Genomic DNA, 13,166 nt, shown 5'->3' on the forward strand with positions numbered 1-13,166 from the left:
GCCCGTCTCAGCGGGCCGTCACACCGCCCACTCGGCGCAGCGGCGCTCGAGCGTGCGCCGCGAGATGCCCAGCAGCTTCGCGGCGCGGGTCTTGTCGCCGGCCACCGATTCGAGCACCGACAGGATGTGCTGCTTCTCGAGCGTGTGCAAGTCGGTGGGTGTGCCCGCCGCGGGGCCGCGCGCCGCCGGCCGTGCCGGCGCCATGCGCGGGTACAGCGCCGAGACGTTGAGCGCGCCGAGGATCAGCGAGCGCTCGATCAGGTTGCGCAGCTCGCGCACGTTGCCCGGCCAGTCGTACTGGCGCAGGAAGTCGAGTTCGTCGGGCGGCACCTCGATCGGCGGCACGCCCAGCTGTGGCGCCAGCGTGGCGACGAAGTGCGTCACCAGCGCCGGGATGTCTTCCTTGTGCGCGCGCAGCGGCGGCAGGTTGATCTCGACCACCTGCAGCCGGTAGTACAGGTCGCGCCGGAAGCGCCCGGCGTCGCACTCGTCGGTCAGCTTGCGGTTGGTCGCCGCGACGATGCGCACGTCGACCGGGATCTCCTGCTCGCCGCCGACGGGGCGGATGCGCCGGTCTTCGAGCACGCGCAGCAGCGTGGCCTGCAGCGGCGGCGGCAGCTCGGCGATCTCGTCGAGAAACAGCGTGCCGCCCTGCGCGTAGACGAACAGGCCGTCGCGGCGGCGCGCGCCGGCGCCGGCGTGGCCGAACAGCTCGGTCTCGATCGTCTCGGGCGAGATCGTCGCGCAGTTGACCGGCACGAACGGCGCGTGCGCGCGCGGGCTGCCATGGTGCAGCGCGAGTGCGACGAGCTCCTTGCCGGTGCCCGATTCGCCGGTCAGCAGCACCGTGCTGCCGAATCCGGCCACGCGCTGGATCGCCGCGCGCAGCCCCTTGATCGCGATCGAGTCGCCGACCAGCCCGTCGGCCGGCGGCGTGCGCTGCGACAGCGTGCGCCGCAGCACCCAGTTCTCGCGCTTGAGCAGCCCGCGCTCGAGGCCGTGCTTGAGCGCATTGAGGATCTGCGTGAGGCGGAACGGCTTGAGGATGAAGTCGCTCGCGCCGGCGCGCAGTGCCTCGATCGCGGTGTCGAGGTCGGCGAAGGCGGTGATCAGCACGACCTCGCAGTCGTTGCCTTCGTCGCGCAGCTCGCGCAGCCACTCGATGCCGCTCTTGCCGGGCAGCGCGATGTCGAGGATCACGAGGTCGAAACGGTGGCGGCGCACCAGTGCGGCGGCCTCCTCGGCGCTGCCGGCCTCGTGCAGCTCGCCGACCCGTGGCGCGAGCGCCTTGCGCAGGAAGTTGCGCATGCCTGGCTCGTCGTCGACGACGAGCACGGCGGCCATCGGCCAGCGGTCGGTGGCGGCGGGCGGGGCGGCGGGGGCGGGCGACGGGGCCATGGCGGCTGCAGGCGCGCGATTGTAGGAAGGCCGCCGCCGTGGCGCCGGCGACGACAGCCTGTCGGTGTGGCGCGACAAGTTGTCGTGGCAAGCCCGGGCTGCCACCGATTGGCACGCCGGCGTCGCTGGCGGCTAATCCCGATCGTTGGCAGGGCCATGGCCCGCCGGTGTTGCGTTGCAACATGTTTGAGCCCATCGCGAGGAGATCCCGATGAAGGAAAGCCCCGAGAAGATCTCGCGCCGCCGCGTGTTCGCCGGCGCCGGTGCCGTCGGCGCGGTGGCGGCGGTGGCCGCCGTGGTGCCCGCCGTCAAGCCCGATGCGGTCGCCGACGCGCAGCCGGCGCCCGAGAAGAAGGACGGCTACCAGGTCACGCAGCACGTGCTGCGCTACTACCAGACCGCGCGCGTCTGACGCCCGCGCCGGTGCCGCTGCCCCCGAACCGCACGAGCAAGGAGACGTGATGTTGCTCACCCGCAGAACCCCGTCCAGCACCGGCGCCGCGCCGTCGGGGCTGGTGTCCAGCCTCGCGCGTGGCGTGTCGCGCGCGATCCCGACGATGGACCGCCGTGCCTTCCTGCGCCGCTCGGGCCTCGGCGTCGGCGCCGGCCTGGCCGCCACGCAGCTGACCCTCGTCAAGAAGGCGCAGGCCGCCAGCGAGACCAAGGGCGGTGACGCCGGCGCGAAGGTCGAGGTCAAGCGCACCGTGTGCGGGCACTGCTCGGTGGGTTGCGCGATCGACGCCGTCGTGCAGAACGGCGTGTGGGTGCGTCAGGAGCCGGTGTTCGACAGCCCGATCAACCTCGGCGCGCACTGTGCCAAGGGCGCCTCGGTGCGCGAGCACGGCCACGGCGAGTACCGTCTGAAGTACCCGATGAAGCTCGTCAACGGCAAGTACGAGCGCATCAGCTGGGACCAGGCGCTCGACGAGATCGCGAAGAAGATGCTCGCGCTGCGCGAACAGAGCGGGCCCGACTCGATCTTCGTGATCGGTTCGTCGAAGTACAACAACGAACAGGCCTACCTGCTGCGCAAGTGGGTCACGCTCTGGGGCACCAACAACACCGACCACCAGGCGCGCATCTGCCACAGCACCACCGTCGCGGGCGTCGCGAACACGTGGGGCTACGGCGCGATGACGAACTCCTACAACGACATGCAGAACGCCAAGGCGGCGCTGTACATCGGCAGCAACGCCGCCGAGGCGCACCCGGTGTCGATGCTGCACATGCTGCACGCCAAGGAGAACGGCTGCAAGATGATCGTCGTCGACCCGCGGTTCACGCGCACCGCGGCGAAGGCCGACGAGTACGTGCGCATCCGCTCGGGCACCGACATCCCGTTCCTGTTCGGCGTGCTGTACCACGTCTTCAAGAACGGCTGGGAGGACAAGAAATACCTCCACGACCGCGTCTGGGGCATGGACAAGGTGCGCGAGGAAGTGCTCGCGAAGTGGACCCCGGACAAGGTGCAGGAGGTCTCGGGCGTCGACGAGGCCACCTGCTACAAGGTCGCCAAGATCATGGCCGAGAACCGTCCCGGCACCATCGTCTGGTGCATGGGGCAGACGCAGCACACGATCGGCAACGCGATGGTGCGCGCGTCGTGCATCCTGCAGCTGGCATTGGGCAACATCGGCGTGTCGGGCGGCGGCGCCAACATCTTCCGCGGCCACGACAACGTGCAGGGCGCGACCGACGTCGGCCCGAACCCCGACTCGCTGCCGGGCTACTACGGCCTCGCCGAGGGCTCGTTCAAGCACTACGCCGCCGTGTGGGGCCTCGACTTCGACTGGATCAAGTCGCGCTACGCGCCGGGCATGATGACCAAGCCCGGCATGACGGTGTCGCGCTGGATCGACGGCGTGCTCGAGAAGAACGAGCTGATCGACCAGGACAGCAACCTGCGCGGGCTGTTCTTCTGGGGTCACGCGCCGAACTCGCAGACGCGCGGCCTCGAGATGAAGCGCGCGATGGACAAGCTCGACCTGCTCGTCGTCGTCGACCCGTTCCCGAGCGCGACCGCGGCGATGGCCGCGATGCCCGGCCGTCCCGAGGACCAGAACCCGAACCGCGCGGTGTACCTGCTGCCGGCGGCGACGCAGTTCGAGACCAGCGGCTCGATCACCGCGTCGAACCGCTCGATCCAGTGGCGCGAGAAGGTCATCGAACCGCTGTGGGAGAGCCGCACCGACCACATGATCATGTACCAGCTCGCCGAGAAGCTCGGTTTCGGCAAGGAGCTGGTGAAGAACTACAAGATGGTCAAGGGCAAGGGTGGCCTTGAGGAGCCCGAGACCGAGTCGATCCTGCGCGAGATCAACCGCGGCGTGTGGACCATCGGCTACACGGGCCACAGCCCCGAGCGGCTGAAGGCGCACATGCGCAACATGCACGTGTTCGACGTCAAGACGCTGCGCGCGCGCGGCGGCGTCGACAAGGAGACCGGCTACAAGCTCGACGGCGACTATTTCGGGCTGCCGTGGCCGTGTTACGGCACGCCCGCGATGAAGCACCCGGGCAGCCCGAACCTGTACGACACGTCGAAGCACGTGATGGAAGGCGGTGGCAACTTCCGCGCCAACTTCGGCGTCGAGCGCGACGGCCAGTCGCTGCTCGCCGAGGACGGCTCGCACAGCAAGGGCGCCGACCTGACGACCGGCTACCCCGAGTTCGACCACCTGCTGCTGAAGAAGCTCGGCTGGTGGGACGAGCTGACCGACGAGGAGAAGAAAGCCGCCGAGGGCAAGAACTGGAAGACCGACCTGTCGGGCGGGATCATCCGCGTCGCGATGGTCAACCACGGCTGCCACCCGTTCGGCAACGCGAAGGCGCGCGCCGTCGTGTGGAACTTCCCCGACCCGATCCCGCAGCACCGCGAGCCGCTGTACAGCAACCGGCCCGACCTCGTCGCGAAGTACCCGACGCACGACGACCGCAAGGCGTTCTGGCGCCTGCCGACGCTGTTCAAGTCGGTGCAGGAGGCGAACAAGGACATCGGCAAGGAGTACCCGCTGATCATGACGAGCGGGCGCCTCGTCGAGTACGAGGGCGGCGGCGAGGAGACGCGCAGCAACCCGTACCTCGCCGAACTGCAGCAGGAGATGTTCGTCGAGATCAACCCGCGGGCGGCCAACGACCGGGGCATCCGCAACGGCGAGTACGTCTGGGTTCGCACGCCGCCGATGGCGCAGGTGCCCGGCTTCAAGGGCATCAAGGTCAAGGCGCTGGTCACCGAGCGCGTCGACGCCGAGACGGTGTTCCTGCCGTTCCACTTCTCGGGCCGCTGGGGGGGCGTCGACCTCGCGCCGTATTACCCGCAGGGGGCGATGCCGCTGGTGCGCGGCGAGGCCGTCAACACCGCGACGACCTACGGCTACGACAGCGTCACGATGATGCAGGAAACCAAGACCACGCTCTGCCAGATCGAGCGTGCCTAAGGAGATCGCGACATGGCCCGAATGAAGTTCATCTGCGACGCGGAGCGTTGCATCGAGTGCAACGGCTGCGTCACCGCCTGCAAGGCCGAGCACGAGATCCCCTGGGGTGTCAACCGCCGGCGCGTCGTCACGCTCAACGACGGCGTGCCCGGCGAGAAGAGCATCTCGGTGGCGTGCATGCACTGCGCCGACGCGCCGTGCATGGCGGTGTGCCCGGTCGACTGCTTCTACCGCACCGACGAAGGCGTCGTGCTGCACGACAAGGACGTGTGCATCGGCTGCGGCTACTGCAGCTATGCGTGCCCGTTCGGCGCGCCGCAGTTCCCGACCAACGGCCAGTTCGGGCTGCGCGGCAAGATGGACAAGTGCACGTTCTGCGCCGGCGGCCCCGAGGCCAGCGGCTCGCAGGCCGAGTTCCAGAAGTACGGCCGCAACCGCCTCGCCGAGGGCAAGCTGCCGGCGTGCGCCGAGATGTGCTCGACAAAGGCGCTGCTCGGCGGCGACGGCGACATCGTCGCCGACATCTTCCGCACCCGCGTGCTCACGCGCGGCAAGGGCAGCGAGGTGTGGGGCTGGGGCACGGCCTACGGCCGGCCCAGTGGTGGCGCGCCGGCGCCGCAGAAGGCGGAGACGACCAAGTCATGACCACGACGATCTTCCGCGCGGCGGCGCTGGTTGCGTTCGCCGTCGCCCTCACCGCCTGCGGCGAGACCGCCACCTCCGACCAGACGGTGCGCAAGACCGACAGCCCGGCCTATCAGGGCGCTGCCAACCCGTTCGTGGCCGACGGCTGGAAACCGGGTGACGCGTCGAGCTGGGAACAGCAGATGCGCACGCGCGCCCAGGGCCAGAACGAGTACTCGCGCACGACGGGCGGTTGACGCCCGCGAAGGAGACGGCATGCAAGCCTCGATCCGAACGCTGATCCTCGCCGTCGGCCTGGGCCTGTCCGCGCTCGCCGGCGCGCAGCAGACACCGGCAGCCGGCGCCCCGCCCGCCGGATTCGTCGCCCCGGCCGACCCCCGGCCCGACGAGAGCAACGCCGAGCGCGCGAAGAGCCAGCCGGGCAACAACGCGCCGTTCTGGCGCGCGGTGCGCGAGTCGGGCCAGCAAGCCGGCTACACGTCGCTGCCCGGCGCCGAGAAGGGTGTGCTGATCCAGCCGTTCGTGCAGTACCCCGGATCGCGTTACACGACCGCCGGCGAGGCGTGGCGGCAGGTGCGCAACAACGTCATCCTGCCGTATGGCGGTGCGCTGCTGGTCATCGTGGCACTGGCGATCGCGCTGTTCTACTGGCGCAAGGGGCCGCTCGGTGGCCACGAGCGCGACACGGGCAGGCTGATCGAGCGCTTCACGCCGTTCGAGCGCGCGGCACACTGGACCAACGCGATCGCTTTCGTCGTGCTCGCGGTTTCGGGCATCGTGATGGCTTGGGGCAAGTACTTTCTGCTGCCGGTCCTTGGTGGTACGTTGTTCGGCTGGCTGACCTATGCGCTGAAAAATGCGCACAACTTCGCCGGGCCGCTGTTCGCGGTGTCGCTCGTGATCATCATCGTCACGTTCGTCCGCGACAACCTGCCGCGCAAGGGCGACCTGACCTGGCTGTTGAAGGGTGGGGGCCTGCTGAGTGCGAAGGAGGTGCCGTCGCACCGCTTCAACGCAGCCGAGAAGTTGCTGTTTTGGGGCGGCGTGTTTGCGCTCGGCCTCATCGTCGCCGTGTCGGGGCTGGTGCTCGACAAGGTGTTCCCGACGCTGCTGGAATACACGCGTGGTCAGATGCAGGTTGCGCATATGGTCCACGCCGTCGCGGCGACGCTGATGATGGTCGCGTTCATGGGCCACATCTACATCGGTACGATCGGCATGAAAGGCGCCTACGGTGCGATGCGCACCGGCTACGTCGACGAAGGGTGGGCCAAGGAGCACCATGAACTCTGGTACGACGACATCAAGGCCGGCAAGATCCCGGCCAAGCGCTCGGCCGAGGCGGCTCCGGCGCCCGTGGTGTCGGCCGGGGCGCAAGGCTAACGAGGAGGAGTCCACGTGATGACCCACAAGCACTGCTGGAGTGCGGTCGCGATCATGCTGGCTGCCGCACCGGCGCTCGCCAAGCTGCCGCCGCCGTCGGAGGAAGCCAAGGCCAAGGCGGCCGAAGCCGCCGCGCGCGCGGCGTGGGCCGGCAAGGTCGACAACTACAAACTGTGCCTGTCGATGGAGCGTGTCGCGGCCAAGTACCGCGCCGACATGCAAAAGGCCGGCAAGCAGCCGCCTGCGGCCACGCCGACGCCAGCCTGCGCTGACCCCGGCCCATTCGTGCCCCCGCCACAGAGCTGAGGTGCCGATGTCGCTCGCCGAGCCGCGCGCCGCCGTGCCGTCTACCGTGCCATCCGGCCCCCGGATGACGCAGGCCGGCCAGCCGCTCACGCGTGAGGTCGAGGTGCTCGACGAGTACGGCCAGCGGCGCAGCATCCACATCCCCGACGAACGGCCGCTGACGGTGTTCGTCGACAAGCGCGAGCTCGTCACGCTGATGACGCTGGGCGCCGCGCCCGAGCTGCTCGTGCTGGGCTACCTGCGCAACCAGCGCCTGGTCGACGACCTGTCGCAGGTCGAGTCGATCACCGTCGACTGGGACGTGCACGCCGCCGCGGTGCGCACCGTCGGCGGCATCGAGGCGTTCGAGGCGAAGACGGCCAGGCGCGTCGTCACCACCGGCTGCGGGCAGGGCACCGTGTTTGGCGACCTGCAGGCGCAGGTCGACGCGATCCGCCTGCCGCCGCCCGAGAAGGCGCGCATCCGGCAGTCGACGCTGCACGGCATGCTCGAGGTGATGCGCCAGCAGGACAGTATCCACCGCAAGGCCGGCTCGGTGCACGGCTGCGCGCTGTTCCGCGGCACCGAGCTGCTCGTCTTCGTCGAGGACGTCGGCCGCCACAACGCGCTCGACACCATCGCCGGCTGGATGTGGATGCACGGCGTCGACGGCGCCGACAAGACCTTCTACACGACCGGCCGGCTGACGAGCGAGATGGTGATGAAGGCGGCACAGATGGGCGTGCCGATCGTCGTCTCGCGCAACGGCGTCACACAGATGGGCCACGCGTTCGCGAGCCGGCTCGGCATGACGCTGTTCGGCCGCGCCGCGAATCGCCACTTCCTCTGCTACACCGGCTTCGAGCGCTTCGACTCCGAGCCCGAGCCGCAGCGCTCGCCGGTGCGCGTCGTCGCGGGTTGACCGGGCGGCGCCCGCCGGCGCGCGTCAGCGGTCGCGTTCGGCCACGAGCGACGCCGCGTGTCCCGACGCCAGGTCGGGGTGATCGATCTGCGAGTCGATCACGCGCACCTGCGCCAGACGACGGCGCGTCGCCGGATGGGTCGCGGTGTCGACGGTCGCGCCGCGGCGCATCAGCAGCGCCATCGCGTGTTCGATGCCGAAGCCGAGCTGGCGCAGCAGCCTGTAGCCCCAGGCATCGGCCTCGAACTCGTGGCGGTGCGCCATCCGGTGGGCCTGAAGGCCGAGCACACCGGCCACCGGATCGGTCGTCTCGGGCCGGACCTCGCCCGGGATGTGGGTGCGGTACAGCGCCGCGAGCGCCTGCCAGTGGCCGAGCGCGACGTGGCCGAACTCGTGCGCGAGCAGCAACAGCCGCTCGCCTTCGGGCAGGTCGCCGGCCGCCTCCGAGACGACGAGGACGCGGCCGAGCAGCACCTCGGCGTTGAGCGGACCGGTGACGGCGCGCAGTTCGACATCCGGCGGCGACCCGGTCGAGGCGATCAGCCGCTCGAACGTGGCGCGTATGCGTGCCGTGCGCGCGCTGTCGGCGCTCGCCGCTTCGAACTGGTGCAACCGCATCTGGTGCGAGCGCTCGAGCACGGCGACGATATCGTCGGCGTGCGCGCACGCGGCCCAGATCCATCCCAGGCACAGGGCAACAAGACGCCTCGAACCCTCCCCTGCGGTGCTGACGCTGTCAGAACGCGTCGGTCCGCAGCGATCAGCCCGCGAGGACGCCTTGCACGTCGCGTGCCAGCTTCGGGGATAACCCGGATGGAACAGTGCGCCGGCTGTGATCCGGGGAAGGGTGGAGTGCCGCTGCGGCGCTTCAGCGAGCCGCCGGCTGGTGGTGCAGGTCGCGCAGCATCGTCGGGCCGACCTGGCGTTCGATCTCGGCGGCGAGCTGGCGCAGCCGACCGGACGCGAACAGCGCCTCGGCGACGACGAACATCGGCCCCACCAGCAGGCCGACCAGGTCGTCGAAGAAGGCCGGCCGGCGCCCTTCGTACAGGTGGCCGACGAACTGGACGAGCCACCCGGCGACGAAGCACCCGGCGCCCCAGGCCAGCCACGCCGTCGTCGTGCCCGCGCCAAGCGGCTGCGCCAGTGCGACGAGCACGGCCGTCACCGCCGCGACGGCGACGCCCAGCAGCCCCGGCCCGCGCGAGACGTACCACACGGCAGCCAGGGCCCACAGCACCCAGGCCGGCGTCAGCGCCAGCCCGGCGACCGACACCGACGGTCGCGCCAGCAGCACGCCGACCGCGAACACGATCAGCGGGATGCCGACGAAGTGCGTCGCGATGTTGCGACGATCCCGGTGGTAACCGGCGTACTGCACCATCAGCTCGGTGCCAGGGCGGAACAGCGAGGACATCGGCAACACTCCAGTGGAGGGACACCTGGGTTATCGGCCGCGACGCGCGTAGTGTGCACCCACCGGCGCCCGCGTGGGGGTCCATAGAATCGGAAAGCCTTCACGGGATGTGTCCATGAGCATCAAGAGCGACCGCTGGATCCGCCGCATGGCGCAGCAGCACGGGATGATCGAGCCGTTCGAGCCCGGGCAGGTGCGCCACGCCGCCGACGGCCACCGTATCGTCAGCTACGGCACGTCGAGCTACGGGTACGACATCCGCTGCGCGCGCGAGTTCAAGGTCTTCACCAACGTCCACAGCACCGTCGTCGACCCGAAGAACTTCGACGAGAAGAGCTTCGTCGACATCGAGGCCGACGTGTGCATCATCCCGCCCAACAGCTTCGCGCTGGCGCGCACCGTCGAGTACTTCCGCATCCCGCGCAACGTGCTGACGATCTGCCTGGGCAAGAGCACCTATGCGCGCTGCGGCATCATCGTCAACGTCACGCCGTTCGAGCCCGAGTGGGAGGGCTACGTGACGCTCGAGTTCAGCAACACGACGCCGCTGCCGGCCAAGATCTACGCCGGCGAGGGCTGCGCGCAGGTGCTGTTCTTCGAGAGCGACGAGGTCTGCGAGACGAGCTACAAGGACCGCGGCGGCAAGTACCAGGGGCAGCGCGGCGTCACGCTGCCCAAGACCTGACGCCGGCCGGCGCGGCGGCCGGCCCACGGCCTGACGGGGGAGGGCGCGATGAAGTGGGAAGGCCAGCGGCAAAGCGACAACGTCGAGGACCGCCGCGCCGGCGGCGGTGCGCCCCGCCTGGGCGGCGGGCGCGGCATCGGGCTGGGCACGATCGTCGTCGCGCTGGTCGCGGGCTGGCTGTTCGGCATCAACCCGCTGACGTTGCTCGGGCTGCTCGGCGGCGGCGAGCTCGCGCCGCCTGCGGCCGAAGCGCCCGCCACCGCGCCACCGCCGGGCGACGCCCAGGCCGCCTTCGTCGCGACGGTGCTCGCCGACACCGAGGACGTCTGGGGCGCGCTGCTGCGCGCCGGCGGCGCCGCCTACCGCGAGCCCCGGCTCGTGCTGTACCGCGACGCCACGCGCAGTGCCTGCGGCGTCGGGCAGGCCGCGATGGGCCCGTTCTACTGCCCGGCCGACGAGAAGGTCTACCTCGACCTCGGCTTCTTCGACACGCTGCACCGCCGGCTCGGCGCGCCGGGCGACTTCGCGCAGGCCTACGTGATCGCACACGAAGTCGGCCACCACGTGCAGAACCTGCTCGGCGTCACCGCCAAGGTCGACGCGATGCGCGGGCGCGTCGGCGAAGCGCAGATGAACGCGATCTCGGTGCGCGTCGAGCTGCAGGCCGACTGCTTCGCCGGCGTGTGGGCGCACCACTCGCAGCGCGGCAAGAACTGGCTCGAGCAGGGCGACGTCGAGGAGGCGATGAACGCCGCCGCGCAGATCGGCGACGACACGCTGCAGCGCCGCAGCCAGGGCCGTGTGGTGCCCGACAGCTTCACCCACGGCACGAGCGCGCAGCGCCAGCGCTGGTTCCAGCGCGGCTACGCGAGCGGGCGCCTCGCGCAGTGCGACACCTTCGCCGCGCAGTCGCTCTAGCCGCGCCGGCCTGAGCCGCCGGTGCGGCACGCGCTGCGGGCCAGCCCGCATGGCGCGCGGCCGCGGCCCGCGGCAGCATGGCTGCGGGCGTCGATCCTTGCTGGCGCCGGGAGACCCGCATGCACCCCGCCCCCGCCCACGCCGCCGAACGCCTCGCCGGCCTGCGCGGTGCCGCCACCGGCAAGGTCGTCAGTGCGCACGACGCCGTGCAGCTCGTGCGCGACGGCGACACCGTCGCCACCGGCGGCTTCGTCGGCATCGGCTTCGCCGAGGGGCTGGCCGTCGCGCTGGAAAAGCGCTTCCTCGCCACCGGCGCGCCGCGCGACCTGACGCTGGTCTACGCCGCGGGGCAGGGCGACGGCAAGACGCGCGGCCTGAACCACTTCGGCCACGACGGCATGGTCGCGCGCGTGATCGGTGGCCACTGGGGGCTCGTGCCGGCGCTGGGCCGTCTCGCGGTGGCCAACAAGATCGAGGCCTGGAACCTGCCGCAGGGCGTCATCAGCCACCTGTTTTGCGACATCGCCGCCGGCCGCCCGGGCCACCTGACCAAGGTCGGGCTGGGCACCTTCGTCGACCCGCGCCACGGTGGCGCCCGCATGAACGAGCGCACGCCCGACACGCGCGTGCGGCTGCTCGAGATCGACGGCCAGGAGTGTCTGTACTACCCGGCGTTTCCGATCGACGTTGCGCTGATCCGCGGCACCACCGCCGACACCGACGGCAACGTCACGATGGAGCGCGAGGCGCTGACGCTCGAAGCGCTGGCCATCGCGATGGCGGTGCGCAACAGCGGCGGCATCGTCATCGTGCAGGTCGAGCGGCTGGCCGACGCGCACACGCTGAGCCCGCGGCAGGTCAAGGTGCCGGGCGTGCTGGTCGACTGCGTCGTCGTCGCCGACGACCCCGCGCACCACTGGCAAACCTTCGCGACGCCGTACAGCGCGGCCTTCGCCGGCGAGATCCGTGTGCCGGCCACGCAGGTCGCCCCGATGGAGCCCGGCCTGCGCAAGACGGTCGCGCGGCGCGCGGCGATGGAGCTGCGCCCGAACCAGGTCGTCAACCTGGGCATCGGCATGCCCGAGGGCGTGGCGGCGGTCGCCGCCGAGGAGAAGGTGATCGACCTCATCACGCTGACCGCCGAGCCGGGTGTGATCGGCGGCGTGCCCGCCGGCGGGCTGAACTTCGGCGCCGCGGTCAACACGCAGGCCATCGTCGACCAGCCGTACCAGTTCGACTTCTACGACGGCGGCGGGCTCGACATCGCGTTCCTCGGCCTCGCGCAGGCCGACGCCGAGGGCAACGTCAACGTCAGCAAGTTCGGGCCCCGGCTGGCCGGTGCCGGCGGCTTCATCAACATCAGCCAGAACGCCAAGCGGCTGGTGTTCGTCGGCAGCTTCCTCGCCGGGCAGGGCAGCCACACGCACCCGAAGTTCGTGCCGCAGGTCGAGCACCGCACCTTCAGCGGCCGCGAAGCCTTCCGGCGCGGCCAGCCGGTGCTGTACGTGACCGAGCGCGCCGTGTTCGGGCTGCACGCCGCGGGCCTCGAGCTGCTCGAAGTGGCTCCCGGCCTCGACGTCGAGCGCGACGTGCTCGCGCTGATGCAGTTCCGGCCCGTGATCGAGCGCGAGCCGGCGGTGATGGATGCGGCGATCTTCGCCGACGCGCCGATGGGTCTGCGCGCGCGGCTGCTGCTGCGCCCGCTGGCCGACCGCTTCGCCTACGACGCGGCCACCAAGACCCTGTTCATCAACTTCGAGCACCTCGCGATCCGCACGCGCGACGACGTCGAGGCGGTGCGCGCCGAGGTCGAGCGCCACGTCGCGCCGCTCGGCGAGCGGGTGTGGGCGGTCGTCAACTACGACCACTTCGTCCTCGACCCGGCGGTCGAGGACGACTGGGCCGAGATGGTGCGCGAGCTGGTGGCGCGCCACTACCGCAACGTCACGCGCTACAGCACGTCGGGCTTCCTGCGCGCCAAGCTCGGTCCGGCGCTGGCCGCGCGCGGCGTCGCGCCGCACATCTACGAGACGGCGCACGAGGCGCGCGCGCACCTGCGCGACTGACCCCCGCCCG

13 protein-coding genes are annotated in these 13,166 nt (G+C 70.7%); 10 read left to right on the forward strand and 3 right to left on the reverse strand.

The genetic code is table 11. From position 1 onward, the window contains the following. Positions 1–18 precede the first annotated feature (18 nt). Entirely contained in the window at positions 19–1,398 is a 1,380-nt protein-coding gene (locus MOJ79_RS04930) for a sigma-54-dependent transcriptional regulator (RefSeq protein ID WP_241923118.1), read from the reverse strand. Between the two features lie 211 nt (positions 1,399–1,609). On the opposite strand from MOJ79_RS04930, the gene MOJ79_RS04935 reads away from it, so the two are divergent. The 7 genes from MOJ79_RS04935 to MOJ79_RS04965 are packed head-to-tail and all read left to right on the forward strand — an operon-like array spanning position 1,610 to position 8,070. After that, the gene (locus MOJ79_RS04935) at positions 1,610–1,810 is read left to right on the forward strand and encodes a formate dehydrogenase (protein WP_241923119.1); all 201 of its coding nucleotides are present in this window, start codon (positions 1,610–1,612) and stop codon (positions 1,808–1,810) included. A 49-nt stretch (positions 1,811–1,859) separates the two neighbouring features. Beyond that, positions 1,860–4,835, forward strand: a complete 2,976-nt coding sequence (locus MOJ79_RS04940) for a formate dehydrogenase subunit alpha (protein ID WP_241923120.1) — start codon at positions 1,860–1,862, stop codon at positions 4,833–4,835. A gap of 12 nt (positions 4,836–4,847) precedes the next feature. Continuing rightward, the gene (gene fdh3B / locus MOJ79_RS04945) at positions 4,848–5,480 is read left to right on the forward strand and encodes a formate dehydrogenase FDH3 subunit beta (RefSeq protein ID WP_241923121.1); all 633 of its coding nucleotides are present in this window, start codon (positions 4,848–4,850) and stop codon (positions 5,478–5,480) included. Further along, the gene (locus tag MOJ79_RS04950; protein WP_241923122.1) at positions 5,477–5,716 is read left to right on the forward strand and encodes a hypothetical protein; all 240 of its coding nucleotides are present in this window, start codon (positions 5,477–5,479) and stop codon (positions 5,714–5,716) included. The genes fdh3B and MOJ79_RS04950 overlap by 4 nt, the downstream gene beginning before the upstream one ends. A gap of 19 nt (positions 5,717–5,735) precedes the next feature. After that, positions 5,736–6,863, forward strand: coding sequence for a formate dehydrogenase subunit gamma (locus tag MOJ79_RS04955; RefSeq protein ID WP_241923123.1), 1,128 nt, complete (start codon positions 5,736–5,738; stop codon positions 6,861–6,863). Positions 6,864–6,881: 18 nt separating this feature from the next. Continuing rightward, a complete protein-coding gene (locus MOJ79_RS04960) occupies positions 6,882–7,169 on the forward strand; it encodes a hypothetical protein (protein ID WP_241923124.1) in 288 nt (95 codons plus the stop codon). A 7-nt stretch (positions 7,170–7,176) separates the two neighbouring features. Beyond that, the gene (locus tag MOJ79_RS04965) at positions 7,177–8,070 is read left to right on the forward strand and encodes a formate dehydrogenase accessory sulfurtransferase FdhD (protein ID WP_241923125.1); all 894 of its coding nucleotides are present in this window, start codon (positions 7,177–7,179) and stop codon (positions 8,068–8,070) included. Between the two features lie 24 nt (positions 8,071–8,094). Here MOJ79_RS04965 and MOJ79_RS04970 read toward each other — a convergent pair whose 3' ends face one another. Together MOJ79_RS04970 and MOJ79_RS04975 are read right to left on the reverse strand one after the other, a co-directional pair. After that, positions 8,095–8,709: a M48 family metalloprotease gene (locus tag MOJ79_RS04970; RefSeq protein WP_241923126.1), complete on the reverse strand. Its 615-nt coding sequence runs from the start codon at positions 8,707–8,709 to the stop codon at positions 8,095–8,097. Positions 8,710–8,938: 229 nt separating this feature from the next. Beyond that, a complete protein-coding gene (locus MOJ79_RS04975; RefSeq protein ID WP_241923127.1) occupies positions 8,939–9,487 on the reverse strand; it encodes an Mpo1 family 2-hydroxy fatty acid dioxygenase in 549 nt (182 codons plus the stop codon). Between the two features lie 115 nt (positions 9,488–9,602). Between MOJ79_RS04975 and dcd the strand changes: the two genes are divergently transcribed. The 3 genes from dcd (at position 9,603) to MOJ79_RS04990 (ending at position 13,156) form a co-directional block, all read left to right on the forward strand. Continuing rightward, the gene (dcd, locus tag MOJ79_RS04980; RefSeq protein WP_119288000.1) at positions 9,603–10,172 is read left to right on the forward strand and encodes a dCTP deaminase; all 570 of its coding nucleotides are present in this window, start codon (positions 9,603–9,605) and stop codon (positions 10,170–10,172) included. A gap of 48 nt (positions 10,173–10,220) precedes the next feature. Further along, positions 10,221–11,090 carry a KPN_02809 family neutral zinc metallopeptidase gene (ypfJ, locus tag MOJ79_RS04985; protein WP_241923128.1) on the forward strand — a complete coding sequence of 290 codons (870 nt, stop codon included), beginning with the start codon at positions 10,221–10,223 and terminating at the stop codon, positions 11,088–11,090. 119 nt (positions 11,091–11,209) lie between these two features. Next, positions 11,210–13,156, forward strand: a complete 1,947-nt coding sequence (locus MOJ79_RS04990) for an acyl CoA:acetate/3-ketoacid CoA transferase (RefSeq protein WP_241923129.1) — start codon at positions 11,210–11,212, stop codon at positions 13,154–13,156. Positions 13,157–13,166 lie beyond the last annotated feature (10 nt).

Source organism: Calidifontimicrobium sp. SYSU G02091, from assembly GCF_022631395.1.
Classification (GTDB): domain Bacteria; phylum Pseudomonadota; class Gammaproteobacteria; order Burkholderiales; family Burkholderiaceae_C; genus Calidifontimicrobium; species Calidifontimicrobium sediminis.

Excerpts from the sequence above, each read along its gene's own strand:
- MOJ79_RS04930 (WP_241923118.1), bottom strand. The coding sequence starts at position 1,398 with ATGGCCCCGTCGCCCGCCCCCGCCGCCCCGCCCGCCGCCACCGACCGC.
- dcd (WP_119288000.1), top strand. The coding sequence starts at position 9,603 with ATGAGCATCAAGAGCGACCGCTGGATCCGCCGCATGGCGCAGCAGCAC.
- MOJ79_RS04955 (WP_241923123.1), top strand. The coding sequence starts at position 5,736 with ATGCAAGCCTCGATCCGAACGCTGATCCTCGCCGTCGGCCTGGGCCTG.
- MOJ79_RS04990 (WP_241923129.1), top strand. The coding sequence starts at position 11,210 with ATGCACCCCGCCCCCGCCCACGCCGCCGAACGCCTCGCCGGCCTGCGC.
- ypfJ (WP_241923128.1), top strand. The coding sequence starts at position 10,221 with ATGAAGTGGGAAGGCCAGCGGCAAAGCGACAACGTCGAGGACCGCCGC.
- MOJ79_RS04950 (WP_241923122.1), top strand. The coding sequence starts at position 5,477 with ATGACCACGACGATCTTCCGCGCGGCGGCGCTGGTTGCGTTCGCCGTC.
- fdh3B (WP_241923121.1), top strand. The coding sequence starts at position 4,848 with ATGGCCCGAATGAAGTTCATCTGCGACGCGGAGCGTTGCATCGAGTGC.
- MOJ79_RS04935 (WP_241923119.1), top strand. The coding sequence starts at position 1,610 with ATGAAGGAAAGCCCCGAGAAGATCTCGCGCCGCCGCGTGTTCGCCGGC.
- MOJ79_RS04960 (WP_241923124.1), top strand. The coding sequence starts at position 6,882 with ATGACCCACAAGCACTGCTGGAGTGCGGTCGCGATCATGCTGGCTGCC.
- MOJ79_RS04965 (WP_241923125.1), top strand. The coding sequence starts at position 7,177 with ATGTCGCTCGCCGAGCCGCGCGCCGCCGTGCCGTCTACCGTGCCATCC.
- MOJ79_RS04940 (WP_241923120.1), top strand. The coding sequence starts at position 1,860 with ATGTTGCTCACCCGCAGAACCCCGTCCAGCACCGGCGCCGCGCCGTCG.
- MOJ79_RS04975 (WP_241923127.1), bottom strand. The coding sequence starts at position 9,487 with ATGTCCTCGCTGTTCCGCCCTGGCACCGAGCTGATGGTGCAGTACGCC.